The 26,150-nt window shown below is 70.8% G+C and carries 23 protein-coding genes and 2 pseudogenes; 11 read left to right on the forward strand and 14 right to left on the reverse strand.

Translation table 11 applies throughout. From position 1 onward, the window contains the following. Window positions 1-201 precede the first annotated feature (201 nt). Together ACZ4RZ_RS24070 and ACZ4RZ_RS24075 are read right to left on the reverse strand one after the other, a co-directional pair. Window positions 202-1,560, reverse strand: coding sequence for an NAD(P)/FAD-dependent oxidoreductase (locus ACZ4RZ_RS24070; RefSeq protein ID WP_467747425.1), 1,359 nt, complete (start codon window positions 1,558-1,560; stop codon window positions 202-204). An 84-nt stretch (window positions 1,561-1,644) separates the two neighbouring features. Next, the gene (locus ACZ4RZ_RS24075) at window positions 1,645-1,914 is read right to left on the reverse strand and encodes an acyl carrier protein (RefSeq protein WP_189192031.1); all 270 of its coding nucleotides are present in this window, start codon (window positions 1,912-1,914) and stop codon (window positions 1,645-1,647) included. Window positions 1,915-2,158: 244 nt separating this feature from the next. On the opposite strand from ACZ4RZ_RS24075, the gene ACZ4RZ_RS24080 reads away from it, so the two are divergent. Then, window positions 2,159-2,911 carry a 4'-phosphopantetheinyl transferase family protein gene (locus tag ACZ4RZ_RS24080; RefSeq protein ID WP_467747427.1) on the forward strand — a complete coding sequence of 251 codons (753 nt, stop codon included), beginning with the start codon at window positions 2,159-2,161 and terminating at the stop codon, window positions 2,909-2,911. Window positions 2,912-2,969: 58 nt separating this feature from the next. Next, window positions 2,970-3,746: a thioesterase II family protein gene (locus tag ACZ4RZ_RS24085; protein ID WP_467747429.1), complete on the forward strand. Its 777-nt coding sequence runs from the start codon at window positions 2,970-2,972 to the stop codon at window positions 3,744-3,746. Window positions 3,747-4,330: 584 nt separating this feature from the next. Here ACZ4RZ_RS24085 and ACZ4RZ_RS24090 read toward each other — a convergent pair. The 5 genes from ACZ4RZ_RS24090 to ACZ4RZ_RS24110 form a co-directional block, all read right to left on the reverse strand. Continuing rightward, window positions 4,331-4,861, reverse strand: a complete 531-nt coding sequence (locus tag ACZ4RZ_RS24090) for a flavin reductase family protein (protein WP_467747431.1) — start codon at window positions 4,859-4,861, stop codon at window positions 4,331-4,333. A 105-nt stretch (window positions 4,862-4,966) separates the two neighbouring features. Beyond that, window positions 4,967-6,442, reverse strand: a complete 1,476-nt coding sequence (locus ACZ4RZ_RS24095) for an amino acid adenylation domain-containing protein (protein ID WP_467747432.1) — start codon at window positions 6,440-6,442, stop codon at window positions 4,967-4,969. Continuing rightward, window positions 6,439-7,578, reverse strand: a complete 1,140-nt coding sequence (locus ACZ4RZ_RS24100; protein WP_467747433.1) for an acyl-CoA dehydrogenase family protein — start codon at window positions 7,576-7,578, stop codon at window positions 6,439-6,441. Before ACZ4RZ_RS24100 ends, ACZ4RZ_RS24095 begins: the two co-directional genes overlap by 4 nt. A 101-nt stretch (window positions 7,579-7,679) precedes the next feature. Continuing rightward, window positions 7,680-9,095: a citrate/2-methylcitrate synthase gene (locus ACZ4RZ_RS24105; RefSeq protein ID WP_467747434.1), complete on the reverse strand. Its 1,416-nt coding sequence runs from the start codon at window positions 9,093-9,095 to the stop codon at window positions 7,680-7,682. 143 nt (window positions 9,096-9,238) lie between these two features. Continuing rightward, window positions 9,239-10,582, reverse strand: a complete 1,344-nt coding sequence (locus ACZ4RZ_RS24110) for a cation:proton antiporter (protein WP_467747436.1) — start codon at window positions 10,580-10,582, stop codon at window positions 9,239-9,241. Window positions 10,583-10,844: 262 nt separating this feature from the next. On the opposite strand from ACZ4RZ_RS24110, the gene ccrA reads away from it, so the two are divergent. The 5 genes and pseudogenes from ccrA to ACZ4RZ_RS24135 all read left to right on the forward strand — a co-directional run bounded on the left by ccrA (window position 10,845) and on the right by ACZ4RZ_RS24135 (window position 15,735). Beyond that, complete coding sequence (gene ccrA, locus ACZ4RZ_RS24115) at window positions 10,845-12,224, forward strand: crotonyl-CoA carboxylase/reductase (protein ID WP_467747438.1); 1,380 nt, start codon at window positions 10,845-10,847, stop codon at window positions 12,222-12,224. Then, window positions 12,221-13,924, forward strand: a complete 1,704-nt coding sequence (locus tag ACZ4RZ_RS24120; RefSeq protein WP_467747440.1) for a 3-hydroxyacyl-CoA dehydrogenase family protein — start codon at window positions 12,221-12,223, stop codon at window positions 13,922-13,924. Before ccrA ends, ACZ4RZ_RS24120 begins: the two co-directional genes overlap by 4 nt. Window positions 13,925-13,948: 24 nt before the next feature. Further along, window positions 13,949-14,116, forward strand: coding sequence for a hypothetical protein (locus ACZ4RZ_RS24125; protein WP_467747442.1), 168 nt, complete (start codon window positions 13,949-13,951; stop codon window positions 14,114-14,116). Window positions 14,117-14,271: 155 nt separating this feature from the next. Beyond that, window positions 14,272-15,555, forward strand: a pseudogene (locus ACZ4RZ_RS24130) (glutamate-5-semialdehyde dehydrogenase); the annotation flags it as partial. Window positions 15,556-15,570: 15 nt separating this feature from the next. After that, window positions 15,571-15,735 (forward strand): hypothetical protein, encoded by a 165-nt coding sequence (locus ACZ4RZ_RS24135; protein WP_467747444.1) that lies wholly within the window; start codon window positions 15,571-15,573, stop codon window positions 15,733-15,735. Between the two features lie 36 nt (window positions 15,736-15,771). Here the strand turns inward: ACZ4RZ_RS24135 and ACZ4RZ_RS24140 are convergent, their stop codons facing one another. From ACZ4RZ_RS24140 to ACZ4RZ_RS24155, 4 genes and pseudogenes are all read right to left on the reverse strand, one after another. After that, entirely contained in the window at window positions 15,772-15,915 is a 144-nt protein-coding gene (locus ACZ4RZ_RS24140) for an FAD-dependent monooxygenase (protein ID WP_467747446.1), read from the reverse strand. Between the two features lie 307 nt (window positions 15,916-16,222). Beyond that, entirely contained in the window at window positions 16,223-17,425 is a 1,203-nt protein-coding gene (gene proB, locus ACZ4RZ_RS24145) for a glutamate 5-kinase (protein ID WP_467747806.1), read from the reverse strand. 38 nt (window positions 17,426-17,463) lie between these two features. After that, window positions 17,464-18,465: an alpha/beta fold hydrolase gene (locus tag ACZ4RZ_RS24150; RefSeq protein ID WP_467747448.1), complete on the reverse strand. Its 1,002-nt coding sequence runs from the start codon at window positions 18,463-18,465 to the stop codon at window positions 17,464-17,466. A 302-nt stretch (window positions 18,466-18,767) separates the two neighbouring features. After that, window positions 18,768-19,022: pseudogene (locus ACZ4RZ_RS24155) on the reverse strand (WhiB family transcriptional regulator); the annotation flags it as partial. A gap of 581 nt (window positions 19,023-19,603) precedes the next feature. On the opposite strand from ACZ4RZ_RS24155, the gene ACZ4RZ_RS24160 reads away from it, so the two are divergent. Then, the gene (locus tag ACZ4RZ_RS24160; protein ID WP_467747450.1) at window positions 19,604-20,665 is read left to right on the forward strand and encodes a PhlD; all 1,062 of its coding nucleotides are present in this window, start codon (window positions 19,604-19,606) and stop codon (window positions 20,663-20,665) included. Between the two features lie 148 nt (window positions 20,666-20,813). Here the strand turns inward: ACZ4RZ_RS24160 and ACZ4RZ_RS24165 are convergent, their stop codons facing one another. After that, window positions 20,814-21,443 carry a TetR/AcrR family transcriptional regulator gene (locus ACZ4RZ_RS24165; RefSeq protein ID WP_399079212.1) on the reverse strand — a complete coding sequence of 210 codons (630 nt, stop codon included), beginning with the start codon at window positions 21,441-21,443 and terminating at the stop codon, window positions 20,814-20,816. Window positions 21,444-21,717: 274 nt separating this feature from the next. Beyond that, window positions 21,718-22,323 (reverse strand): TetR/AcrR family transcriptional regulator, encoded by a 606-nt coding sequence (locus tag ACZ4RZ_RS24170; protein ID WP_467747452.1) that lies wholly within the window; start codon window positions 22,321-22,323, stop codon window positions 21,718-21,720. Between the two features lie 182 nt (window positions 22,324-22,505). Here ACZ4RZ_RS24170 and ACZ4RZ_RS24175 point away from each other — a divergent pair, with 182 nt between their 5' ends. Genes ACZ4RZ_RS24175 through ACZ4RZ_RS24185 form a run of 3 tightly spaced genes read left to right on the forward strand, consistent with a single transcriptional unit; the run spans window position 22,506 to window position 25,387 of the window. Next, window positions 22,506-23,591, forward strand: coding sequence for a 3-oxoacyl-ACP synthase III family protein (locus ACZ4RZ_RS24175; protein ID WP_467747454.1), 1,086 nt, complete (start codon window positions 22,506-22,508; stop codon window positions 23,589-23,591). After that, a complete protein-coding gene (locus tag ACZ4RZ_RS24180) occupies window positions 23,588-25,162 on the forward strand; it encodes an acyl-CoA carboxylase subunit beta (RefSeq protein WP_467747455.1) in 1,575 nt (524 codons plus the stop codon). Before ACZ4RZ_RS24175 ends, ACZ4RZ_RS24180 begins: the two co-directional genes overlap by 4 nt. A 15-nt stretch (window positions 25,163-25,177) precedes the next feature. Next, window positions 25,178-25,387, forward strand: coding sequence for an acyl-CoA carboxylase epsilon subunit (locus tag ACZ4RZ_RS24185; RefSeq protein ID WP_467747457.1), 210 nt, complete (start codon window positions 25,178-25,180; stop codon window positions 25,385-25,387). A gap of 68 nt (window positions 25,388-25,455) precedes the next feature. Here ACZ4RZ_RS24185 and ACZ4RZ_RS24190 read toward each other — a convergent pair whose 3' ends face one another. Then, the gene (locus ACZ4RZ_RS24190) at window positions 25,456-26,022 is read right to left on the reverse strand and encodes a TetR/AcrR family transcriptional regulator (protein WP_467747459.1); all 567 of its coding nucleotides are present in this window, start codon (window positions 26,020-26,022) and stop codon (window positions 25,456-25,458) included. Window positions 26,023-26,150 lie beyond the last annotated feature (128 nt).

The raw sequence follows: 26,150 nt of genomic DNA on the forward strand, positions 1-26,150 counted from the left end.
GGACGGACGTCCGGGTCCGGGTGGCGGGAGGGGCGTCCACGCCACCCGGGTCGTGCCCGGCAGCGGTCGGCTGCCGTGGTGCCTCCCGGCCGGACGGGGCAGGTACGCCCGGCCGGCGAGGGCCTGTACGCCCGGCTGGACAGGGCCTTGTCCGGCCCCGGTCCGCCGGTGCGGGCCCAAGCGGCCCCCGGGACCCGGGGCCTAGAACTTGGCCGCCGCGGAGGGTGCCTTAAGCGTCCCCAGGTACTTGTGCCAGAGGTGGTTGGGGTCGTTCTCGACGGCCTCGACGATCTCCCGCATCGCGGCGAGGGCCTTGGGCTCCCCGTCGTACACATCGCCCTGCAGCATCTTGAGGACGTCCAGGCGGTAGCGCGGGTCCTGGACGAACGCCGTGAAGAGGATGTTGAGGCGGTAGTAGATCGAGATGAACTCGTACCAGTTGTTGACCGCGCCGCGGAGCGTGTTGACGTAGCCGTCGAACCGCTCCTTGCGGAAGTCGCCGGCCTTGTGCGCCGCGATGATGTCGGCGGCGGCCAGGCGCGCGCTGTTGAGGGCGACGCTGACACCGCTGGAGAAGATCGGGTCGACGAACCGGGCCGCGTCGCCGATCATCACGAGCGAGTCGTCGGCGATCTTGGTGAGCGCGTAGCTGTAGTCGCCCTCCGCCTTGAATTCCTTGACCCGCTTGGCGTTCTTCAGCGCGTCCTGGAGGGCGGGGCGGCTGCCGATGGTGTCCCAGAAGAAGGTCTCCAGGTCGTTCTTGGCCTCCTTGAACCGGGCCTTCTGGGTCACGACACCTATGGAGGTGATGGTGTCCGTGATCGGGATCTGCCAGACCCAGGTGTCCTCCAGCGGGAGGAAGTGGATGAAGATGTAGTCCGCCTGGTCCTTGTTGACCGCGAGCGCCTTGCGGTCGAAGTCGTCGAACCAGGTGTGCACGGCGTACTGGTTGAAGACCGGGTCCGGCTCCTTGACCTTGAGCTGGCTGCCCATCATGGTGCGGCGGCCGCTCGCGTCGATGACCATGCGGACGGGGACACCGACCGGCTGGTTGCCGACCTTCGCCTGGATGACCGGGCGGTCGCGGTCGGTGAAGTCGACGCGGTTGACGCGGACGCCGTGGTAGACCTTCGCGCCCAGGCTCTCCGCGTGCTGGAGCAGGATCTGGTCGAACTTGCCGCGGTCGACGTGGAAGGTGTGGTCCCGGTCGACGCCGGCCTGGTCCCGCTCGCTGAACAGCACCTCGGCGGCGCGGAAGTCGTGGTCCAGACCCTGGAAGCCCATGTGGTCGATGTCCCGGTCCTCCGCGGAGGTCCAGGCGGCACCGTACTTCTTGGGGAAGCCCGCGGCCTCGACCTTCTCCATGGCGCCGGTCTCGATGAGCACCGGCGTCGTGGCCGGGACCAGCGACTCGCCGACGTGCTCGCGCGGAAAGGTCTCCGATTCGAAGACCACCACGGACAGCCCCTCCTTGGCGAGGTAGGAGGCGGCGGTGGAGCCGGCCGGTCCGCCGCCGATGATGCCGATGTCGTAGTCGTAGTTCGCCGATGTCTCGGACAACGTGATCTCCTGTCGCGAATTCGGGTGGATGCGCTGTGCCGTGGCCGCGAGGGCCGGTGCGGCGGGTCAGGTCGCAGGCCCTGGTCAGTGAGCGGGCGTACGGAGGGACAGCAGCAGGTCGGTGATGCTGTCCAGGTTCTGGAAGTTGGTGCCGGTCAGCTCGGTCGGCGGGATGTTGGTTCCCAGCTCGTCCCGGATGAAGGTGAGCAGCTGAGCGGTGTTGATCGAGGTGAGGATCCCCCACTCGAGCAACGGGGTGTCCGGGGCGATGCCCTGGGCATCGGGCTCCGCGAGCAGCCGCTCCTGAATGAACTCGGTGAGCTGGGTGATCAGTTCGTCGCGGTCACTGGCCACGCCGTACCTCCTGGAGATGCGTTGAGGGGCGGGTGGTCCCGCCGGGGTTCAACGGGGGATCCGATGGAGTTCAACGCCCGTTGATTTCAACATCTGATGATGTCATTTCCTGATGAACTCTACTAGTGTTGAGTTCATCGTCAAGAGGCCAACGGGCAGTGATGGCCGAGTGGTTGGAGATGCGATGCCCGAAGTGATGGCTCAGGTGATGACTCCGACGGTGCCCCGAGCGAGGGCTCGATCGGTGACTGCGGGCCGGCTCGGGCCGCCCGCCGGAGAAGTGCATGTCTGGGCGGTACGGGAGCCCGGCCCCGGTTCCGAGCAGGCGCTGTGGCGCTGTCTGGAACTGCTCTCGCCGGACGAGCTGCGACGGTGGCGGCACATGGTGCCCTCGCAGCGCGCGCTGTACGCCTCGGCGCATGCCGCGCTGCGAGCGGTGACGGCCGCGTATGCCGGTCTCATGGCGTCCCAAGTCGCCTTCTTGGTGGGCAAGTTGGGCAAGCCCTACGTATGCGGTGACCCCGGGCTCAGGGTCAGCCTCGCGCACGCGGAAGGGATGTCCCTGGTGGCCGTGAGCCGTGACGGACCCACCGGCGTCGACGTCGAACGGATCAGGCCACTCAGGGATCCCGCGGGGCTGCGCCGTCAGGTCCTCTCCGACATCGAGGCGGAGCACTGGCCCGCGGACCGCGAAGGCCCCCTGAACAGTGGGCTGTTCACCCACTGGGCGTGCAAGGAGGCGGTCCTCAAGGCGCTCGGCAGCGGCCTGGCCGGCGATCTCACCGCGGTCAGGGTCACTCCCGATGCGCGACGCTCGGGGCCGGTACGGGTGCAGTCGGCGCCCGGTTCGGCGGCGCGGACGTGGAACCTCCGACTCGTCGACGTCGGGCCGGAGTTCAGGGCTGCCGTGGCGGTCGCCGGCGGTGGGGACGTCGTACGGAGCTTCGCCCTCGAACCCGGTGAGCGGCCCGAGTTGCCGTCGCCGGCCAAACCCTAGAGTCCCTCACGCCGGAGACATCGACCACGAACTCCCACCTCACGAAGGAGACCCCGCCATGCAGCAGTTGAGCAGCACCCCCGGACCGAGCACCGCCACGTCCGCGCCCGGCCGCGACCGCCAGGGCCGTCCCGCGCTGCTGTGCCTGCCGCACGCGGGCGGCGCCGCACGGGCCTTCGCGAGCCTGGAGGCGGCGTTGCCCGATGCCGCGCGCATGACCCTGCTGGAACTGCCGGGACACGGCACCAGGATGGCCGAGCCGCTCCGCGAGGACTTCGGCACGGTCATGGAGGACCTGATCCGCGGCTCCGCCCCGCACACCACGGGGCAGTACGTCCTGCTCGGGCACAGCATGGGGGCGGCGTTCGCGTACGAGACAGGCCGGTACTGGAGCGCCCTGGGCCGCCCACCGGCCGGTGTCGTCCTGGTCGGCCGCAACGGTCCCACCGCGCGGCGCACCCTGCCGGACCTGCACACCCTGTCGGCCCCGGCCTTCCTGGAGTCCGTGCGCCGCCTCGGCGGCACCCCGCCGCAGCTCTTCGAACACCCGGAACTGGTCAAGCTGTTCACCCCGGTCCTGCGCGCCGACTTCACCATCTCCGAGACGTACACCCCGCTGCCCGGGCCGCCGCTGGCCTGCCCCCTGTGGGTGTGCGCGGGCGTGGAGGACCCGATGGTGGACGATCCGGGCCTGCGCGACTGGGAGAACCACGGCGCCGGCGACGTCGCCATCGAGTGGCTGCCGGGCAACCACTTCCTGCTGGACGACCCGGCGTTCCACGCGTACGTGGCCGGCGTACTCCGGACGCTGCCGGACCCCGCGACAACGGGCTGACCCGTCGTCCCGCACCCGCACCACGCGCCCGGCGCAGCGGCTGGGCTCGGGGTGGGTTTCGCACCCCGGCGCTGACGGGGCGCCGCTGCGTCCACCCGTGCCGCCCCCTATGGCACGGCTGCCCGCAGCGAGGGAGGTCTGCGACGAGGACGGCCCGCGGTCGCTGTGGGCAGGGGAGGGGTCGTCCCGTAGTGCGGGAGGTCTGCGACGAGGACGGCCCGCAGTCGCCGTCGGATGGTGAATGGCGGTCCCTCAGCGCGGGAGGTCCGCAGTTGCTGTACGCACGGGAGGGACTGTCCCTCAGCCAGAACGGCCTGCAGCGAGGGAGGTCTGTGGCGAGCACGGCCGGCAGCCGCCCACGCACGGAAGGGGCCGTGCCGGTACATCACCGCCCGTCGCTTACAGCTCCGCACAGCCAAGTCGAACCATCTGCAACCCCGAGCAGTACGCACGCCACGCGACGGGCGGATGTACCGGCACGGCCCCGCCCCACCCACCGCTGGTAGGCGAACCGTGAACGCGCCCACGCTGTCGGCCCCCGCCCCTGAAGAACAGGGCGAGGGCCGGCGGCGTAACGGGCCGTCTCAGGCGGCGGGGTGTGCTCGTACCTCCGAGAACTGGGCCCGCCAATAGGCCAGCGGTGTATGGGCGGTGGAGACGTCGCCGTGCACCAGGCGGCCGATGAGCACCTGGTGGTCGCCCGCCAGGTGGCTGCTCGTCAGGATGCACTCCGCGAATGCCACGGTGTTGTCGAGCAGCGGCGCGGAGGTGCGCTTGCCCGCGGACCAGGGCACGCCCTCGAACCGCTCGGGCACCGGCGACGCGAAGGTGCGGGCCGTCTCGGTCATACCGGTGGAGAGGAAGTTCACCGCGAAGACCGAACTCTGATGGATGGCTTCGAGGGTCGCGCTGGGCTGTTTGACGCAGACCAGCAGCAGCGGCGGCGAGGCCGACACGCTGCACACCGCGCTGCAGGTGAGGCCGCGCGGCTCGCCATCGGCCGTGAGGCTGGTGACGACGCTCACTCCGGTCGGCAGGGACCCCATCACCGAACGGAAGGTGTGGAGGTCCACCTGGTCCAACAGGGTGTCGGGAGTGCTGAGTCGTTCAGACATGGGCAGGTCCTCGTCTCTGAGGCCGAGGCGGGTCAGGGCCGCGGAGGTCATCGGGGTTCACCGGGTGGCTGTCACGGGGATGGGCCGGACGTCTGGCACCGGCGCTCACCGCGCGTCTACGGCGGTGATCTGGTTCAGCAGGGCCTGACGGTCCGTCTTCCCGTTGCCGGTCAGCGGCAGTTCGGGGACGACATGAACCGCGTCGACCACCATGTAGAGGGGCAGCCGGTCGGCACACTCGCGCTTGAGTTCGAGCAGCCCGGGACCCTTCGGGCCCTCCGGGACCACCACGGCGTGGATCTTCGCGTCCAGACCGCTGCCCACGACGACACACGCGGCGGAGGCCACCTTGGGGTTGGCGGCGATCACCGCCTCGATGTCGCCGAGCTCGATGCGATGCCCGCGCACCTTGACCATGTGGTCGCGCCGGCCCACGTACTCCAGCATTCCGTCGGGCCCCATCCGGCCGATGTCACCGGTGAAGTACGCGCCCTTCTGCGGCTCCCGGCCCCAGTAGCCGAGCATCACCGTCGGACCGCTGACCACGATCTCGCCCTCGCGCTCGCGCGGCGGGTGCAGCCGGATGCGGTCGCCGCTGACCGCGGTGCCGATCGGCAGCGGACGGGTGCTGCCCAGATCCCGGTCGGTGACCTCGTAACTGGTGCACACATTGGTCTCGGTCGGCCCGTACCAGTTGAGCATCCGCACGTCCGGCCACGCCTTGCGCAGCTCGTGGACCTGCTGGACGGGGAACGGCTCTCCGGCGAAGACGCACACCCGCAGATCGGCAGGCGGCTCGCCGGTCAGCAGTTCGCCGCGCTGCATCATCAGGACCAGCGCGGACGGCACCGAGTACCAGACGGTGATCCGATCGCGGCGCAGCAGCGCGCCCAGCTGCGCCGGGTCGTACGCCAGGCCCTCGGGCACCAGGACGACCGAGGCGCCGGCCAGGAAGGTGGCGTACAGGTCGAAGACGGACAGGTCGAAGTTGAACGGCGCGTGGTTGGACAGCCGGTCGTCCGCGGTGACCCCCACCTCTTCGGCGGCCCAGCGGATGAAGGACAGGGCGTTCTTGTGGCTGATGCAGACGCCCTTGGGCTCGCCGGTGGAGCCGGAGGTGTAGAGGATGTACGCCGGCTCGTCCGGCTCGTTCTCGTACGGCGCCGGGGCGTCCGTGGCCGGGGCCTCCTCACGCACCTCGGCGAAGGAGGCGAGCGGCAGGGCATCGTCCCAGCCGACGTCCGCGGCGCGCCGGATGCCGTCGGCGTCGGCGACCACCAGGGCGGGTGTGCAGCTGGCGGCGATGCGCTGGACGCGGGCGGCCGGGTTGTTGGCGCTGACCGGTGCGTAGATCGCGCCGATGCGCAGCGCGCCCTGCATAAGGGCGATGGCGTCCAGGGTCTTGTGGGTCCACAGCACGACCCGGTCGCCGGGGCGCACGCCGCGCCGGTGCAGCGCGGCCGCGTACCGGTCGGCGAGGTCGTCCAGCTCCCGGTAGCTGAACACCCCCTGGGACGAGCGCACGGCCGGGGCGTCCGGGGCGCGCCGGGCGGAGTCGATGACGAGCTGGTGGAGCCTCACAGGCCTATCTCCTTCACTATCAACTGACGCTGGATGTCCGAGGTTCCCGAGAAGATCGTGCTGGGCACGGCGTCGCGCAGCGCGGCCTCGATGCCGTCCTCGCGCAGATAGCCGCGGCCGCCGAAGATCCGGACCGCGTCGGTGGCGGACGCCAGCACGCCCTCGGACACGGCCAGCTTCGACAGGGCGATTTCGAGCACGGAGGGATCGCCCTGGTCCATCGACCAGCAGGCGCGGTACAGCAGCAGCCGGGCGCTCTCCAGACGCAGCTTCATGTCGGCGATCCGGTTGGACACCGACTGGAACTCGCCGATCCTGCGCCCGAATTGACGGCGCTCCCGGGCGTGCGTCACGCACTGCTCCAGGAGCCGGTCGAGCAGCCCGACGTAGAGCGCGAAGAGGCAGGCGCGCTCCCAGCCCATGGAGTGCTGGAAGATCGCCGCACCCGCGCCGACACCGCCGAGCACCTGCTCCTCGGGCACGAAGCAGTCCTCGAAGGTGACCGAGCCGGCCGGGCAGGAGTGCATGCCCATCTTCTCGTAGGGCTTGCCCACGACGACGCCGGGCGTGTCCCGGTCGACGACCAGGCCGGTGACACCGAGAAAGCCCATCTTGGGATTGACGGTCGCGTACGTCACGTACACATCGGCGGCGGGTCCGTTGGAGACGAAGCTCTTCGTGCCGTTGAGCACGAACCCGCCGTCGGAGGGCGTCGCGATCGTGCCGAGCCGCGAGGAGTCGGATCCGGCCTCCGGCTCCGTCATCGCGTTGCCCGCGATCAGCCGGCCCGAGGCCAGTTCGGGCAGCAGCCGCCGGCGTATGGCATCGGTGCCGAACCGCGCGACGGGCACGGCGCAGGCGAAGGTGTGCGCCGCCGCACCGAACACCAGCCCGGTGTCGGCGCAGCCACGGCCCACGGCCTCCACGACGCGCGCGGTGTCGAGCGCGCCGAGTCCCTGCCCGCCGTACTCCTCGGGCAGGCAGGAGCCGAGCATGCCGATATCCCCGAGCCGCAGCCAGTCCTTGCGGGTGTAGAACCCGTGGCACGCGCCGGGCGGAGCGGGGAAGGCGGCCCGGGTCGCCTCGAGTATCTCGTCGTAGCGGGCCTGTTGGCCCTCGTTCCAGCCGAACTCCACATCTGCTCCTGGGGGTACGGGGAAGGGGGCGCGCCCTCCCCGAGAGGCGGTCGTTGAACCCCGGCCGGGCGTTCGAGGACCGCCTCTCATCGGATCGCTGGTCAGTTGTGCTCGGGGAAGTGGCGCAGGTTCCGCGGGCCGACGTAGCGCAGCCGTGGATGGATGCGCCCCTGCTGGGCCCGCTGCTCCTCGACGTGGGCGAGCCAGCCGGGCACCCGGGCGGCCGCGAACATCGGGACGAACAGGTCGGAGGGCATGCCCAGCAGGTGGTAGATCGCGGCGGCGTAGCAGTCCACGGTCAGATAGGGGCGGGGCCCCTTCGACGGGTGGGCCGCGGCCCGTACGGCGTCCAGGACCTGCAGGATGCGGTCGCTGCCGGGGCCCGCGTTGAAGCGGCGGGCCGCCTCGCGCAGCGGCCTGACCCGGGGGTCCTCCTCGGCGTGCGAGCCGGGCCTGGCCCGGGCGGCGGAGGCCTGGTCGGCCCGTCCGCGCAGATAGGCGGCGGTGGTGTCCGGGTTGCCGTCCTCGCGGGCCAGGTCGATCACCTGGTGAGCGGCGCCGCCGTGCAGCGGCCCGGTGAACGTGGCGAGCGCGACGGTGATGGTGGCGAAGGTGTCGGCGCCCGTGCCGGCCGCGACCCGGGCCGCGAACGCCGAGGCGTTGCAGCCGTGTTCGGCCTGCAGGACAAGGCAGAGGTCGACAAGGCGTACCCGCTCCGGATCGCGGGGCAGGCCCAGCATGTAGAGGATGTTCTCGGCGTGCGAGAGCTCGGGCGCGGGGCTCGGCAGCCGCCGCCCGGCGCGGGCCGCCTGCTGGGTCGCGAAGATCGTCGGGATCCGCGCGACCAGGCGCTCGCGCAGGTCGATGTGGGCGGCCGGGTCGGCGTTCGCCTCCGCGGCGACGCCGAGTGCGGGAACCGCGGTGCGCAGCACGGACGAGGTGCTGGAGTTGGCGTTGAGCACCAGGTTCGTGGCGACCATGGGCGGCAGTTCACGGGCCGCGACGAGCCGGGTCTTGAAGGCGCTCAGCTCCTCGGCGTCCGGCAGCCAGCCGCGGATCAGCAGATGGACGACCTCCTCGAAGGTCACCCGGCCGATCAACTCCTCGATGGGATAACCCCGGTAGGCCAGCCGCCCGCGGACGGGGTCCACCTCGGAGATCCCCGTCTCGCCGACCACCACCTCCGAGATGTCGGTCAGCTCCTGCTCGACGGCCGACGGCACCGGGCCCGGCAGCGCGGGGGCGATGGACGACGCGTCCGGCGGGGCCTTGATGTGGGACAGTTCGGAGAGCCGTTCGTCGTAGAAGGCACGTAACTGTCCGACCGACTCGATGTGCTCGATGAGATGGTCGTCGAGGGTGGTGCCCAACTCGTGCTCCAGATGGACCTGGAGTTCCACGGCGGTGAGGTTGTCCCAGCTGGCCACGGCGCGAAGCTGCATCTCGTCGCCGATGAACTCCGACGGCATGTCGAAGACGCGGGAAAGAGTGCTGATGACGGGGTGCACCTGGGCCATCTCCTTGTCTGAGCGTCGCCTGTCCTGCGGGTGCCGAGCGACGAAGGGGGGTGATGTGTGGCGTCGCGGCCCCGGTGTGCGGCCGGATCCGGGTGCGGGCCCTGACCGACTGCGCGACGCGCCACGTGTGTGGCCGGATCCGGCTATCCGGCCAGGTCCGAGGTCTGCCCGCCGGCCGGCTCGGGCATCCGGACCAGCGAGGTGGCCGAGTCGGCCCGGGCGGGCGTGGCGATCAGATCCATCCGGGAACGGGGGAAGAGGAACGGGAGGAGCGGGCCGGTCATGGCCGTGGTGATCAGCGCCATGAGGACCATTTCGGTGAACAGGGTCTGGTCGAGCACCCCGAGGCTCAGGCCGACGCCGAGGATGATCAGCTCGGTCAGGCCCCGCGTGTTCATCAGGACGCCGACGCCCGTCGACTCCCGCCAGCCGAGCCCGAAGGACTTGGCCGGCAGCCCGGCGCCGAGCAGCTTGCCGAGGATGGCCGCGGCGAGGATCAGGCCCAGTTCACCCCAGGCAGTGAGCGACATGGCCGCGACGTCGACCGAGAGTCCGGTGACGATGAAGTAGACGGGCAGCATGAGTTCACCGGCGTGCTGCAGCGGGCGCAGCATCTTCTCCTCCAGCAGGGCCTGCGGCTTGCGGGGCATGACCAGACCGAAGGCGAAGGCGCCGAAGATGGGGTGGATGCCGATCTTCGACGTGGTGTACGCGGAGAGCAGCAGGCCCGCCGTGACCAGCGTGGCCAGATGGACGCCCGTGCCGCGCTTGGAGATCCAGGCGACGCCGCGTGCCAGCAGCGGGCGGACCACGACGATCATCGCGGCACCGTAACCGGCCGACATCCACAGGGTGTCGGTGAAACCGGAGGGACCGGAGGCGGTCACGATCGCCACCACCCCGGCCAGCAGGCACCAGGCCAGTACGTCGCCGAAGGCCGCGCTGGTCAGCGCGAGCGCGCCGATCTTCGTGCGGCTGAGGTTGTTGTCCTTGAGGATCCGGGCCAGCACCGGGAACGCGGTGATCGACATGCTGACGCCCAGATACAGGCCGAACGAACTGAACGGCACCTTCTCCCCGTTGACGTGCGAGTGGCTGTGGTAGATCACCGCGGCGACCCCGAAGCCGAGCACCATCGGGGCCAGGATGCTGCCCGCGGTCACTCCGGCGACGGAGCTCTTCCTGCGCCGCATGGTCGTCCAGTCGAGCTCCCACCCCACGGTGAACATGAAGAGCAGTAAGCCCAGTTGGGCAACCATGGAGAGTAATGGGCGTACCTCGTCCGGAAACAGACGCTGTGTCGGATTTCCGGGGAGCAGTCCCAGCAGACTGGGACCCAGCAGGATTCCCGCCGTGATCTCGCCGATGACAGCTGGCTGGCGTACGCGTCGGGCGAGCTGTGCGAGGACCGTACCAGCGATCAGGATGCCGGCGATGCCGGCGATGGCGGTGGCCTGCAGTGCTTCGGCTGCGTGCGGATGCGTCACGGCATCTCCTCCGGCATCGAAACTCGTCGGACATTGAACTTAATTCACTGAACGTTGAACTCAACTGATGATGAGTTTTGCATGCGGGGCGGCGCGTACACAAGGGGCGTCGGCGGGGTGTCCGACGCGGAGTCAAGGGGCTTGCGGGGGTGAGCAGTCGGGGCTTGCCGGGGTTTCGGGTTCATGCGAAACTCCTTACTTGTTGAGTTCACTGGTTGTTGAGTTCTTGTCGAGTGTGAACCGCGGAAGGTGGTGCCTGACCATGCGCGAACTGGTGGAGGTGATCGAGTCCCCGGACTCGGTGCCGTCCGATGTGGCGGCTCTGGGAGTCCCCGAGTCCTTCCGGGCGGCGGTCCTGCACAAGGAGGAGGCGGGGATGTTCGAGGGGGTGGAGCTGCGCGACCGGCGTCCCGCCGACTCCATCCACATTCAGGACGTGCCGACCCCCGCCCCAGGACCGGGAGAAGTGCTGGTGGCGGTCATGGCGAGCGCGGTGAACTACAACACCGTCTGGAGCGCGCTGTTCTCGCCCGTTCCCACCTTCGCGGCTCTGGAGCGCTACGCGCGCCTCGGCGGTCTCGCCGCCCGGCACGACCAGCCGTACCACGTCATCGGCTCCGACCTGGCGGGCGTGGTCCTCAAGTGCGGGCCCGGAGTACGGCGTTGGGGCATCGGCGACCGGGTGGTGGCGCACTGCGTCTCCGTCGAACTGGAGCATGCGGAGGGCCACGGCGATCCCATGCTCGACCCCGAGCAGCGCATCTGGGGATACGAGACCAACTACGGCGGACTCGCCCAACTCGCCCTCGTCAAGTCGACCCAGCTGCTGCCCAAGGCCGAACACCTCACCTGGGAGGAGGCCGCCTCGCCCGGGCTGGTCAACTCCACCGCGTACCGCCAGCTGGTCACCCCCAACGGCGCCGGCATGAAGCAGGGCGACAACGTTCTCGTCTGGGGCGCCGTCGGCGGCCTCGGCTCGTACGCCACCCAGCTCGCGCTGGCCGGCGGAGCGAACCCCGTCTGTGTGGTCTCCTCGCCCGAAAAGGCGGCGCTGGCCCGCGAGTTGGGCGCCGAGCTGATCATCGACCGCAAGGAGGAGGGCTACCGCTTCTGGCGGGACCCGCACACCCAGGACCCCAAGGAGTGGCGCCGGTTCGGCGCGCGCATAAGGGAGTTGACCGGGGGAGAGGACGTCGACATCGTCTTCGAGCACCCGGGCCGCGAGACCTTCGGCGCCTCCGTGTACGTCACCCGCAAGGGCGGCACCATCGTGACCTGCGCCTCCACGGCCGGCTACACCCATGAGTACGACAACCGCTACCTCTGGATGAGTCTCAAGCGGATCGTCGGCTCCCACTGCGCCAACTACCGCGAGGCCTGGCAGGCCAACCGTCTCATTGCCAAGGGCCGCATCCACCCGACGCTCTCGCGGACTTACGCCCTCGACGAGGTGGCCCAGGCCGTCCAGTCCATCCACCGCAACGAACATCACGGCAAGGTCGGGGTGCGCTGCCTCGCACCCACCGAGGGGCTGGGCATCACGGCCCCCGAGTTCCGCGCCCGCCACGAGTGCGCCATCAACCGTTTCCGCACCCAGCGGCCCGAGACCGCGGCGCCCGTCCTGAGCGAGGTCGCGGCATGAGCGCACGGCACGGCACGGTCGGCGTCGTCGGCCTCGGGACCATCGGCGGCGCACTCGCCGGCCGGGCCGCGGCCGCCGGGCAGTCCGTCCTCGTACTCGACTCCGGAGAGCGGGCGGGGGAGCGGCTGCGGCAGCTCTTCGACCGGACACCCGAGGCTCGCGGACGCATCCGTCTCGTGCGCCGCTTCGAGGAACTCGCCCCGGCCGCCACCGTGCTGGAGGCGGTGCCCGAGCACCGTGACACCAAGGTCGACGTGCTGCGCGCCCTCGACCGGGCCTGTCCGCCCGAGACCGTCCTGGCCAGCAGCGCCGCGGCCCTCTCGCTCACCGACCTCGCGGCCGCCTCCGGGCGCCCGGGCCGATTCGTCGGCCTCCACCTGCCCCTGCCGACGGCGGGCCTCGCGGAGATCGGCCGTACGGTGATGACCGAGGAGTCGGCGGTGGAGCAGGCCCGCGACCTCGCCGAGGTCATCGGACTCGGACACGTGACCGTGGGCGACCGGGCGGGACTGATCTCCACTTCGCTCCTCTTCGGCTTCCTCAACCAGGCCGTCACGATGTACGACCAGCGGCTCGCCGGGCGCGACGACATCGACGCCGCGATGCGCTACGGCTGCGGACTGCCCCTGGGGCCGCTCGAACTCCTCGACCTGATCGGCACGGACACCGCCTGCGACATCCTCGACGTTCTCGCCGCCCGCTGGGCCGAGCCGACGCTCCAACCCGCCCGCCGGCTACGGCACATGGCGCTCGCGGGGCTCCTCGGGCGCAAGTCCGGACGCGGCTTCTACGACTACCGGGAATCCGACGGCAGCACGTCCTCCGCCGAGCGGCGGTCACCCGCCCGAACGCCGTTCCGTACGGTCGGCATCGTCGGGACCGGCACCATGGCCACCGGCATCGCGGAGGTCTTCGCCAAGGGCGGCGTCGCCACCGTGCTGGTCGGCCGCAGCGACGAACGCGCCAAGGCCGCCTGGGAGGCCGTCGCCGCGTCGACGGCCCGGGCCGTACGGCGCGGCAAGCTGGCCGAGGCCGAGCGCGACGCCGCCCTGGAGCGGCTGACCCCCAGCGGGGATCTCGCCCAACTGGCCGACTGCGACCTGGTGATCGAGGCCATCGCCGAAGACCTGGACGTGAAGAAGCGGCTCTTCCGCACGCTGGGCGAGCTCTGCCGGCCGGGCGCGCTGCTGGCCACCACGACCTCCAGCCTGCCAGTGATCGAATGCGGGCTGGCCTCCGGGCGCCCCGAGGACGTGGTCGGGCTGCACTTCTTCAACCCGGCCCCGCTCATGCGGCTCGTCGAGGTGATCCCCTCGCTGGAGACCGCGCCCCAACACGTCGATGTGGCACGGGATTTGTGCCTGAAGCTCGGCAAGCATCCGGTGCAGTGCATGGACCGTCCGGGCTTCATCGTCAACGCGCTGCTCTTCCCGTACCTGAACGGCGCCGTACGTCTGACGGAGAGTCACTACGCCACGGCCGACGAGATCGATGACGTGATGAAGCTGGGCTGCGGCTACCCGCTCGGCCCGTTCGAACTGCTCGACATCATCGGCCTGGACATCTCGCTGAGCATCCAGCGCGTATTGCACGACGCGGACCGTCATCCCCGTACCGTCCCCGCACCTCTGCTGGGACACCTCGTGGCCGCCGGCCGGGCGGGACGCAAGTCCGGCGCCGGATTCCGGGTGTACGGCTGACCGCCCCACTCAAGGAGACAGCAGATGACGAGCACGAACTCCGAGCGAACCGCCTCCGCCGATGCTCTTGGCTGGGCCATGCTCGCGGAGCTGACCGGCTGCGTCGACGTGGCCTGGGCGTTGGGGGGACCGGCGCCGGGGGACGGGGTGGACGGCGGGGATCCCGTGGCGGTGGACGGGGGCGAGCAGTGAGCGGCGCGGCGTCGCGGATTGGGGGTGCTCGTACCGGGTCTGGTTTTGGGGTTGGTTCCGGTTCTGGCGCGGGCTCGGGCTTTGGGCCGGGTTCGGGTTCTGGGTCGGGTTCGGACCTTGGGCCGGGCGCGAGTGCTGGTACCGGTTTTGGCCCTGTCGCAGCCACCGGCGCCGGTACCGTGCGCGACGCGGCGCTGGCCGCTCGTGTCGCGGCCACGCGGTTGTCGACCACGACCGGTGGCGAGCGGGATGCCGCGCTGATGGCCATTGCCCGTCGGCTGAGCGGGAGTTCGGGGGAGATCCTCGCGGCGAACCGGCAGGATGTGGAGGCGGCCCGGGAGGCCGGGCGGTCGGCGACCGTGCTGGACCGCCTCACCGTCTCCGAGCAGCAGCTCGAAGCGCTCGCGGGAACGGCGCGTGCCCTGGCGGACGAGGCCGATCCGGTCGGTGAGGTCGCGAGCGGCTCCGTGATGCCCAACGGCCTGGAGGTACGCCGGATCAGGGTACCCCTCGGCGTCGTCGGCATGATCTACGAGGGACGCCCGAACGTGACCGTCGACGCCGCCGCGCTCTGCCTCAAGAGCGGCAACGCGGTCCTTCTGCGCGGCTCTTCGACCGCCCGGCACACCAACGCGGCCCTCGTCGCGACCGTGCGCGAAGCCCTCGCGGACACCGCCGTTCCGGTCGACGCCGTGCAGCTCGTCCCGGGCTCGACCCACGCCTCCGTCCACGAACTGATGTCCCTGCGGGGCCTGGTGGACGTTCTCGTCCCGCGCGGCGGCCGCGAGCTCATCCAGGCCACCGTCAGCGACTCCTCGGTCCCCGTCATCGAAACCGGCGTCGGCAACTGCCATGTCTACGTCGACGAACACGCCGACCTGGACAAGGCGCTGGCCATCCTGCTGAACGCCAAGGCACAGCGCCCATCCGTCTGCAACGCCGCCGAGTCGCTGCTCGTCCACGAGAGGGTCGCTCCCGCCTTCCTGCCCCGCGCCCTGGCCGCGCTGGCGGCCCACGGAGTGGCCGTGCACGGGGACGAGCGGGTGCGCTCTTTCGACCCCACGGTGGTGCCCGCCACCGAGGAGGACTGGGGACGCGAGTACCTCTCCCTCGACCTTGCCGCCGCCATCGTCGGCTCGCTGGAGTCGGCCGTCGACCACATCCGCCGGTACGGCAGCGGGCACACCGAGGCGATCGTCACCGACTCGCAGAGCGCCGCACGCCGGTTCGTCGCGGCCCTGGACACCGCGGTCGTCGCCGTCAACGCCTCCACCCGCTTCGCCGACGGCGGGGAGATCGGGCTCGGCACCGAACTCGGCATCTCCACCCAGAAGCTGCACGCGCGCGGCCCGATGGGGCTGACCGCGCTGACCACCACCAAGTACGTCCTCGTGGGCGACGGGCACATCCGGGGCGGAGCCGCCGCCCCGCTGCCTTAGATCGGAGGTCCGGTCATGTACGTACGCATCATCACCGCGACGGATCCGTCCGGCCGGCTGCTGTACGAGGAGGAGCCGCGCCGGGAACGGCACACCGCGGCAGCGCCCCGACACTGGCCGGGACTGGCCGGAGTCGACGACGACCCGGCCGAGTTCCACATCGTCCGTGGCATCGACTGATCGACCGGCTGAGGGGTCCCGCGTCGGCGGGACCCCTCAGCGGTGGAAGGCGGCGGTCAGCCCCGAGGGGCGGCCGTCGCCTTCGGCGTGCCGCACCAGGGCGCCGGCAGTTCGCGTCGCGTCCTGGACACCGGTGTCGAGCCCCTGCCCGCCGGCCGGTGAGTGCGCCCACTCGGACACACCCGAAAGTTCACTGGGCCCGGCTCGCCCACCTGTGGCCGTGGGGTCGGGGCCGTGCCGGTACATCCTCCCGTCGCAGTGCGGGCGTCCGCTGTGCCGCTGAACCTGCCTCCCGTGAGCGAGGGGCATTCGATGTACCTGCACGGCCCCTTCCGCGCGCGGGCGACTGCGGGTGCGTGGGGGCCTGCTGCCGTACCGGCCCAGCCGACATCGCTGCGGGCAGTCGTGCCGCCGGGGCGGCGCCCATCCCGACGAGATCGGCACCCCGGTGGGCGGGTTCGCCGTACCACGCCCGCGTCGGCCCCGGTCACGGTCGTGCCTGGGCACGGGCTCCACTGGTCTGCGGTGATGAGCGGGCGTAGTCCTCCGCGGAGTGGATGCGGATCCTGACGCGGGTCGGTGGCGGCGGGGCGGGGGGCGTGGGGAGCGCGGCGGTCACCAGTGGCACCAGGTCGTCCTGGTGGACCACTTCTCGGGTGGAGTGCCCCTGCAGCCGGGGAAGTTCGCGCGCGTCGAGCCCGACGAGCCCGCGGGCGACCACTCGCCCGCTCTCGTCCTGCAGCTCCACCGGGTCACCGGCGACGAAGTCCCCCTCGACGCGGGTCACCCCGTCCGCGAGCAGCGGCCCCCGGCGCTGCGCGACGGTCGAGACCGCGTGCGCGGTGAGCCGGACCGCGCCGCGCGGGCTGCTGGCGTGCTCCAGCCAGAGCAGATGGTCGGCGGCCCGCTCCCCGGTGCGGTGGAAGAACGTACCCGTCTCGCGCCCGGCCAGGGCATCCGTGGCGTGCCGCGCGGCGGTGAGCACGACGGGGATACCGGCGTCGGTGGCGATGCGCGCCGCCTCCACCTTGGTGACCATGCCGCCGGTACCGACCCCCGAGCGGCCGGCGCTGCCGATCTCCACGCCCGCCAGGTCCTGGCGACCGCGGACCTCTCGCAGCCGCTGCGATCCCGGCCTGCCGGGGTCGCCGTCGTAGAGGCCGTCGACGTCCGAGAGCAGGACGAGCAGGTCGGCCCGGACGAGATGCGCGACCAGGGCGGCGAGCCGGTCGTTGTCGCCGAACTTGATTTCCGCGGTGGCCACGGTGTCGTTCTCGTTGACCACCGGCACCGCGCCCATGGCAAGGACCTGGGCGAGGGCGCGAAAGGCGTTGCGGTAGTGGGTGCGCCGGCTGATGTCGTCCGCGGTGAGGAGGACTTGGCCGACCCGCAGTCCGTAGCGGGCGAAGGAGGCGGTGTAGCGGGCGACCAGGAGACCCTGGCCCACACAGGCCGCAGCCTGCTGCCTGGCCAGGTCGCGGGGCCGCTCGCTCAGGCCCAGCGGAGCGAGCCCGGCGGCGATGGCGCCCGAGGAGACGAGCACGACCTCGGTGCCCGTCGCCCGGGTCCGCGCGAGGACGTCCACGAGGGCGTCCACCCGGTCCGAGTCGAGGCCCCCGGTGGCCGTGGTGAGGGACGAAGAACCTACCTTGACCACGATCCGACGCGCCGTCAGGACATCTGTGCGCAGGGGCTGCTCACCGGTCGGGCCGGTGTGCGCGGGGCCGTTCACCGTGCTGCGGCGGCGGACAGGGCGAGGTCTCCGGACGGCACGATCCGGGGCGTCTCGCGCAGCAACGCGTGGACGGTTTCCACGACGAGGACGGGGCGTTCGTACGGCAGGTCGTGGCCCTGGCCGGGCACGGTCTGCAGTACCGCGCCGGGTATGTCGTCGGCCAGCCGCCGGGCCTGCGCGGGCGGGGTGACGCAGTCCAGCGCGCCGACCAGGATCCGTGTCGGCACCCGGCCCAGCGCACCGAGTCGGCCCGCGCAGTCGTGCGTGGTCAGGGCGGCGTAGAACTCGGCGATGGCCATCGCGGGAATGTCCCGGAAGGCGCGGGCGCCCTCGCGGACCGAATCGGTGTGGGGTCCCGCGCCGAACACCGCGCGCCACAGCGGTGCGGTGTTCGGGTGCGACAGCGGCCCCGTGAGCAGCCGGTGCACGGTCCTGGCCGACCGGGGCGAGCGCAGCAGTCCGTCGGCGATCCGCTCGCGGGCCCGGGTGAGCCGTCGTACGGCCGCGCCGCGCCGGGCGACGGGTACGGTCAGGCCTTCGGCCACCTCGTTCAGACAGGTCGAGATCAGGCCCACGCCCGTCACCCGGGCCCCGAACAGGGCGGGTTGACGGGCGGCCAGCTGCTGGATGGCCATGCCGCCCATGGAGTGGCCGAGGACGACCACGGGCGCGTCGTCCCGGGTCGCCTCGGCGAGCACCCGGGCGAGGTCACGGCCGAGCAGCGCCATGTCGAGCGGGGCGCCGCCGCGTGTGGAGCGGCCGTGACCCCGCTGGTCGTAGCTGACCGCGCGGACCGCGGGAAAGCCCTGGCGCGGACGGGTCAGCGCGTCGATGTGCGGCCGCCAGTCCTGGGCGGACATCGTCCAGCCGTGGCAGAACAGGACGGTGGTCGGGGCGTCGGGATCACCGTGGTCGTAGACGGCGATCTGGGCGCCGTCGTCCGTGGTCACCGAACGCACCAGGCGGCGCGGTTCGGCGAGGGCGAGGGCGGTCATGACACCCGGCCACGGTCGGCGGCGAGCGCTCCCGTCCTGCGGGTACGGGGCCTTGGGACGCGAGGCCTTTGAACGCGCGACTCGGGGGTGCGGACGTACGCGGACGCCGACTGGGCGGTGCGCCAGGCCTGTTGAACCTGGCCGGAGGTCAGTCCCAGCGCGCCGGCGATCCGCTGTGGACTCCAGCCGCGCCTGCGCAGGAACCACACGTACGCCGGGCGTTGGCGTGGGTGCGGATCGATCCGCCGGCCTCCGTTCGCCAAGAACGCGGCGAGCTCGGAGCTGATCGTGCCGAGGGTGGCGGCGACCCGCAGCAGCTCCCGGCGCTCGCGGACGTTGAGGCCGCCCCAGATCCCGGTGCTCTCCCCGTTGAGCAGGGCTTCGCGCAGGCAGTCCTTGGCCACGGGGCAGCCGGCGCACAACCGCTTGGCGGCCGCCTCCCGTTCGTCGTCCGTGCCTCCGGCGGGCGGAAAGAAGGTCTCGGGGTCGGCATCACGGCAGGCCGCGCGCTCCACCCAGGGGTCGGTGTCCGCACGGTGGTGCGCCGGTGCGTGCATGGCGGTCGGCCCTTCCTCGGTGTGGGCGTGGACGGTTCGCACAGACCGAGAATAAACTCAACAGGTAATGATTTCAATGCTTGTTGAGATCTGCGCCCGGAGGGTGCGTGCCAAGGCCCTGGATGTGGGCAAAAGTTGAAGACGTGACGGTCCTCCGGTGGATTCCACGCTTGTTGAAATAGGGGCTTGCTGGCACCAACTCCGCTGGCGTACGGTCACGTTGGCTTCACCCGCCAGGCCCACCGCACGGGGCCTCGGGCAGCGCAGACGGACGTGCCCAGGGCTCTGCCCGGACACCCCCACCGTTCGCGGCGCGCCCGCACGGCGGTGAGCCCAGGAACCACGCTCTTGATCGTCACGCGCCATCGAGCTCGACGTATTTCATCCGCGCTGTACGGCGCTCCCAACGGGGGGAGCACGATCAGACACCTGGGGGTGTTTCGCGTGCGCAGACTTCCTTGGCGAGAGCTGTCGAACGCACCGACGGTCGTCACCGGACTCGGGTGACCCGGGGTGGTGTTTCGCCGTTCGAAGCGGGCTCGTTCTCAGTTCGCACCTGTCCGAGAGCTCTTGGAGGTCCCATGTCCGTCGTCAGCGCTCCTGTCGTCGCCCTGCCTCGCCATCAGGTGACCACCGATGAACTGCTTGACTGGATCACGGAGTTGTACCCCGATCACCCCGGTCTTCCCGACGCCCTGCGTGTCATTCGGTCCACCACCGTGCGCACGCGTTGGTACACCCGCCCGCTGGAGCAGCAGTTTCTCCCCGCCCCCTCGTTGGCGGAGCGGACGCGTACGCATCTGCTGGACAGCCTGGAGCTGGCGGAGAAAGCCGCACTCGGGGCGCTCTTCGAAGCGGGACTGGCCGCCGCCGACATCGACGGTCTGGTCGTCCTCAGCGCCACCGGGCACACGATGCCGGGGCTCGATGTGATCCTGATGGAGAGGCTCGGCCTGCCTCCCTCGGTCCGTCGCATACCGGTCAGCCAAGTGGGCTGCGCGGGAGGGGTTTTCGCCCTCGCCCGTGCCATGGAGATGGCCGCCGCCCGCCCGGAATCCACGATCCTCGTGGTCTGCTCCGACGTGTTCAGCCACTACATGCACCGGGGCGACGCCGCCCTGGACGGCATGATCCTGAAGGGGCTGTTCGGCGACGCGGCCGGCGCCTGTGTCGTGCGCGCGGAGGCGAACGGGCCCCGCATGGAGCTCACCGACTCCTGGGAGTACGTCCATCCCAACAGCCATCACATGGTGGGCACTCATCTGGACGGCGACGGATTGCACGCCCACAACTCGCCGGGGCTGCGGCACACGATCGAGGGCGGGACGTCGCGTCTGCTGGCGTGGCTGGAGGGCATCGCGCCGCCCGGTACGGATCCCGCGCCGCGCTTCGTGGTCTCGCACACCGGAGGTCCCAGGATCCTGGACGCCGTCGTCAGCGGCCTCGGCTGCCGTCCCGAGATGGTGGACCTCGCCCGCGACTCGCTGCGGGAGGTGGGCAATGTGGGGTCGGTCTCGGTCCTCGACGTCCTGGAGCGGACCTTCGCCAAGTCGCCCGCCGACGGCGATCACGGGCTGCTGTTCTCGGCGGGTCCGGGCGTGTCCCTGATCGCCGTGCGGGCCGTCTGGCGCCCGTGGGGCTGATGAGGAAGCTGCGCGGCGCAGTGAAATGGCCATGCTCGCACGATGGTTGAGCCGGCGGCTCCGGTCCGGAGCCGCCGGCTTTCGCATGTCCGGCGGTCCGCCGGACACAGCGCTCCCGCTCGCCCGGCGGACCGCCGGGTGGACGGAGTCAGTCCTTCGCCTGCGTCCTGCGGGGTTCCAGGTCGGTCGACAGACGCATCTCCAGCGACGGGACGACCCAGGCGAGGAACTCCTCGAAGTCCATCTCGGCCAGTGGGTGGACCCTGAGCACATAGCGCATGAGAGCGAGACCGATCAGATGGCTCGACGCCAGGGTGGCGCGGGTCTCGGCGTCCGGGCGGTCCTTGTACCCGGAGGTCGCCGCCCACTTCTTGGTGCTTTCCTCCACGCGGGCGCGGAGTGTCTCGGAAGTGGCGCTGTCGGCGAGGCCGGCCCGGTAGATGGCGGTCATGCCGTAACGGGTCTCCTCGCTCTCCCAGAACTCCAGATAGGTGCGGGCGAGCCAGGAGGCCTCCGACGTACCGTCGCCGACCATGGACGGAGGCAGCTGGTCGAAGATGGAGGCGACGCTGAGCGGCGAGTTGACCGCGGCGTCGAACACCCCCTCCTTGTTGTCGAAGAAGTGGTGCACCAGCGCCGGATCCACCTGGGCGTCCTCCGCGATCGCGCGGATGGTCGTCCTGGCGTAGCCACGTTCGGCGAAGAGATGGAGCGCCGACTCCAGGATCTGTTCTCTCGTGCCGCTGTCCCCGGGCCGACGTCCGCTGCGCGCACGCACCGGACGCGGCTTCTTTGCCGCGGGGGAGGCGGCCCGCCGAGGGGAGCCGGACTTTCGGGCGGGGGTGGGCGAACCGTCTGCACGCGTGGATGTCATGGGATCACTGCACTTCGGGGGTTCCGTGAGCGGGTAATTCACTGTGTAGTGAAAAGTATCCTACCAGTCGGTTCCCCGGGATTCCATCCACAGGTGGCACTCAGCAACTCCGTGGTGGTATCCGACCGTTGGCATGGAATTCGACTCCCCATCGGGTCTCTTTCACCGCGAGACACGGTTACGGCGTGGCGTCGCTTCCGAGCAGAGTCTGCCGCAGTCCGGGCGCGATCGTCGCAATCACCGTCTCCAGGTCCGCCGCGGCGACGGCGTCCACCTGTATGAGGTGCCGTACGAAGGCTACGCCGCCCAGCTGCGCGCCGAAGAGCGCGGTCCGCAGCTCGGCGTCCCCGCTGGGCAGCTCGCGGTCGACCTGGCCGTTCAGGGTCTTGGAGATGCGTTCGCGCAGCACCTGGGAGGCCTCCTTGTCGGACAGTGCGACCCGGTACAGCTCGACCATCGGGGAGTCCTCCTCGTTGGGCTCCCAGAGTGCCAGATAGGTGCGGGCGAGGCGCACGGGAAGGTCCTCGTCGACACCCTCGGTCACCGCGGGGCGGAGGATTCCGGCCACCTTGACGGTCCGTTCTATCAGGGCGTCGAAGACCGCGGCCTTGTCGGGCAGCAGCTCGCGGGCGAACTCCTCTGTCAGGCCGGCCGTCGAGGCCAGGTCCGCGAAGTCGGTCCGCCGGTAGCCGAGTTGGGTGAAGAGGGTGCGGCCCGCGGAGATCAGGGCCTGGGTCGCCTCGGCCCGGGTCTCGGCCGTGGCCCCTGCGCTGGTGACGGTCATGACTGCATCTCCCGTTGGTGTGAGGCGTGTTGACCGGTGTGCGACGGGTGCGGCGCCGCACTGCCGCTCGATTAATTCATGCTTCAGTGAACTCTTTTGGTGTTGAATTTGTCAAGCCGCTCTGCGATGATTTCAACGCCTGGTGAGTTAAGTCGTGGCTCGCCGCTGCCCGAGGAGGAATCGTGCAGTCCATCGGCATCATCGGAGTGGGCTCCTACCTGCCCGAGGCCATCATCAGCAACGCGGAGATCGGGCACGGCGCCGGCGTGACCGACGAGTGGATCGTCCGCAAGACCGGAATCCGTGAGCGGCGCCGCGCCGCCCCGCACGAGGCCACCTCGGACCTCGCCGTCTCAGCGGCCCAACGTGCCCTGCAGAGCGCTGGTCTGACGGCTGATCAACTCGCGTACGTGGTCGTCGCCACGTCCACCCCCGACCATCCGCAACCGGCCACGGCCGCCCTCGTCCAGCACCGCATCGGAGCCCGTCACGCGGCGGCCTTCGACGTCAACGCGGTGTGCAGCGGCTTCGTGTACGCCCTCAAGACGGTGCAGAAGCTGCTGAGCGGCGCCGCCGCCGGCGAACCCCGGCACGGCCTCGTCATCGGCGCCGACATCTACTCCCGCATCCTCGACTACAGCGACCGCCGCACAGCCGCCCTCTTCGGGGACGGCGCCGGGGCGACGGTCCTCGGCCCGGTCGCCCCGGGCCTCGGCCTGCGCGAGATCTCCCTGGTCTCCAGGGGCGACGCGCACCGCCTCATCGAGGTCACCGCGGGAGGCAGCCGCCGCCCGCCCTCGCCGCAGACGTTGGCCGACGGCGACCACTACTTCCGCATGGACGGCCGGGGCGTACGCGACTTCGTCACCCGCAGCCTCCCCTACGAGATCGACCGGCTGCTGCGCCGGGCCGCCGTCCCCGCCGACGCCGTACAGCACTTCGTCCCGCACCAGGCCAACGGCATCATGCTCGCCGAACTCTGGCCCGACCTCGGCCTGCACCGCGCCGCCCTCCACCTCACCCTGGAGCGCTACGCCAACACCGGCGCCGCCTCGGTCCCGATCACCCTCGCCGAGATGAACCGCAGGCGCGCGGCCGCGCCCGGCGACCTGGTCGTACTCGCCGCGTTCGGCGGCGGGATGAGCCTCGGCATCGCGCTGCTGAACTGGTCGATGGACGCCCGCGAGGCCGCCGGCGCACTCGGCGCGCTCCCCGCGGTCCCGCACCTCCTCACGGCCGGCGACCGCGTCGGCCCGCTGGCGCCGTGACCGCCGACGACGCGGCTGCCCCCGACATCAGGGCACGGGTCGCCCAACTGCACGGGCTCCGCGAGCGGGTCCGCCAGGGGCCGGACGAGAAGGCGACGGCATCCCAGCACGCCAAGGGCAAACTCACAGCCCGCGAACGCATAGGACTCCTCCTCGACGAAGGCTCCTTCAACGAGGTGGAGCCCCTGCGCCGCCACCGCGCCACGGGATTCGGCCTCGAAGACCGCAGGCCGCACACGGACGGCGTGATCACCGGCTGGGGCACGGTCCACGGCCGTACCGTCTTTGTCTACGCCCATGACTTCCGTATCTTCGGCGGCGCCCTCGGCGAGGCGCACGCGGAGAAGATCCACCGCATCATGGACCGCGCGATGGCCGCCGGTGCCCCGCTCGTCTCGCTCAACGACGGCGCGGGCGCCCGGATCCAGGAGGGCGTCACCGCGCTCGCCGGCTACGGCGGGATCTTCCGCCGCAACGCCCGCGCCTCCGGAGTGATCCCGCAGATCAGCGTGATGCTGGGCCCGTGCGCGGGCGGCGCGGCCTACAGCCCCGCCCTCACGGACTTCGTGTTCATGGTCCGAGAGACCTCGCAGATGTTCATCACCGGCCCCGACGTGGTCCAGACGGTCACCGGGGAGAAAGTGACACTGGGCGGGCTGGGCGGTGCGGACATACACGCCGAGGTGTCGGGCGTGGCGCACTTCGCCTACGACGACGAGGAAACCTGCCTCGAAGAAGTCCGCTATCTCCTCTCGCTCCTCCCGCAGAACAACCGCGAGACCGCCCCCGCCGAGCTCCCTGAGGACCCTCCGGACCGCCCCTGCGACCCGCTCCTCGACCTCGTCCCCGCCGGCGGCCACCGCCCGTACGACATGCGACGAGTCATCGAGGAAATCGTCGACGACAACGAATACCTGGAGATCCACGAACGCTGGGCGGCCAACGTGATCGTCGCGCTGGCCCGCCTCGGCGGCCAGGTGGTCGGCATCGTGGCCAACCAGCCCCTGGTCCTGGCCGGCGTCCTCGACATCGACGCCAGCGAGAAGGCGGCCCGCTTCGTGCAGATGTGCGACGCGTTCAACATCCCGCTGGTCACCCTGGTCGACGTACCCGGCTTCCTGCCCGGCGTCGACCAGGAGCACAACGGCATCATCCGCCGCGGCGCGAAACTCCTCTACGCCTACTGCAACGCGACCGTCCCCCGGATCTCCCTGATTCTGCGCAAGGCCTACGGCGGCGCGTACATCGTCATGGACTCCCGCTCCGTCGGCGCCGACCTCTCGTACGCCTGGCCTTCCAACGAGATCGCGGTCATGGGCGCCGAAGGCGCCGCCAACGTGATCTTCCGCCGCCGCATCCAGGCGGCCGACGACCCCGAGGCCACCCGCCGCCAGCTCGTCAAGGAGTACAAGGCCGAGCTGATGCACCCGTACTACGCCGCCGAACGCGGCCTGCTCGACGACGTCATCGATCCGGCGGACACCCGCCGAGTCCTCATCGAATCCCTGCGCATGCTGCGCACGAAGCACGCCGATCTGGCGGCCCGCAAACACGGCAACCCGCCTCAGTGAACCCGAAGGATCACCATGACCACAGCCACCGAAGCAGCCCCGCCCCTGGTCCGCGTCGTCAAGGGCGGCGAGCTCCCCGCCGAGGAACTGGCGGCTCTGACCGCGGTCCTCCTGGCCCGAGCCACAACGGCCACCGAGGAATCGGAACCGACGACCGTGGTCCCCCTCTGGGAACGCCCCCTGCCCACTACCCCCTACCGCTCCCCCCTGAGCTGGCGCAACTGACAATCGACACAAGGCCGACGCCCGTTGCTCCCCAGGCAACGGGCGCCGTCATGTCGTACAAGGGCGTATCAGAGGTTGGCCAGCGCAGCCCTCATCGAAGGGGCGACGAGATCGGCCAAGGCCTGCACGGACAACTCGGCAATCGGCTGCAGCCGCAGCAGATACCGGGCGAACGCCACTCCCAACAACTGGGCGGCGACCAACCCGCTCCCCGCAGCCGCGCGTTCGGCGCCCAGCGCCCCCTTCAGACTGCTCGTCAGCTGCTCGTGCAGCACACCGCGCAGCCGCTCCGCGGCCCGCTCATTGGTCGCGGCCGACCGAAGCAGCAGCCGCAGGGACCCCTCGGCCGCATCCTGCTCCCACGGCGCGAGGAAGTGCGCAATGAGAGCGTGCGGCAGCCGCTCCACCGGCGTCCCCGTCAGATCGGGCAGCCCCAGATCGACATCGAGCGCGGCCTCGAACAGTCGCTCCTTGTTCCCGAAGTACCGCATGACCATCGAGGGATCTATGGCCGCGGTCGAGGCTATGGCCCGTATGGTCGCCCGCTGATACCCGTCAGCGGCGAAATGCACTCGCGCGGCATACAGAATCGCCTCACGCGTACGCAATGACCGAGACGTCACGCGCTGCTCCACAACGCCCCTCCTCGTCAGTCACGCCCCACCACCCGCACCCGCACCCGCGAACGCACGGGAGGAGCCGTGCCGGTACATCGAATGCCCGTCGCTTACGCTCGGATCTGGAAACGGCTCCCCATGAGGCA

The organism is Streptomyces sp. NPDC027189 (assembly GCF_055566975.1).

Bases quoted from the DNA above. Each gene is read 5' to 3' on its own strand.
- ccrA (WP_467747438.1), top strand. From the start codon at position 10,845: ATGCGCGAACTGGTGGAGGTGATCGAGTCCCCGGACTCGGTGCCGTCC.
- ACZ4RZ_RS24105 (WP_467747434.1), bottom strand. From the start codon at position 9,095: ATGGCCCAGGTGCACCCCGTCATCAGCACTCTTTCCCGCGTCTTCGAC.
- ACZ4RZ_RS24085 (WP_467747429.1), top strand. From the start codon at position 2,970: ATGCAGCAGTTGAGCAGCACCCCCGGACCGAGCACCGCCACGTCCGCG.
- ACZ4RZ_RS24170 (WP_467747452.1), bottom strand. From the start codon at position 22,323: ATGACCGTCACCAGCGCAGGGGCCACGGCCGAGACCCGGGCCGAGGCG.
- ACZ4RZ_RS24135 (WP_467747444.1), top strand. From the start codon at position 15,571: ATGTACGTACGCATCATCACCGCGACGGATCCGTCCGGCCGGCTGCTG.
- ACZ4RZ_RS24160 (WP_467747450.1), top strand. From the start codon at position 19,604: ATGTCCGTCGTCAGCGCTCCTGTCGTCGCCCTGCCTCGCCATCAGGTG.
- ACZ4RZ_RS24125 (WP_467747442.1), top strand. From the start codon at position 13,949: ATGACGAGCACGAACTCCGAGCGAACCGCCTCCGCCGATGCTCTTGGC.
- ACZ4RZ_RS24185 (WP_467747457.1), top strand. From the start codon at position 25,178: ATGACCACAGCCACCGAAGCAGCCCCGCCCCTGGTCCGCGTCGTCAAG.
- ACZ4RZ_RS24150 (WP_467747448.1), bottom strand. From the start codon at position 18,465: ATGACCGCCCTCGCCCTCGCCGAACCGCGCCGCCTGGTGCGTTCGGTG.
- ACZ4RZ_RS24090 (WP_467747431.1), bottom strand. From the start codon at position 4,861: ATGTCTGAACGACTCAGCACTCCCGACACCCTGTTGGACCAGGTGGAC.
- ACZ4RZ_RS24120 (WP_467747440.1), top strand. From the start codon at position 12,221: ATGAGCGCACGGCACGGCACGGTCGGCGTCGTCGGCCTCGGGACCATC.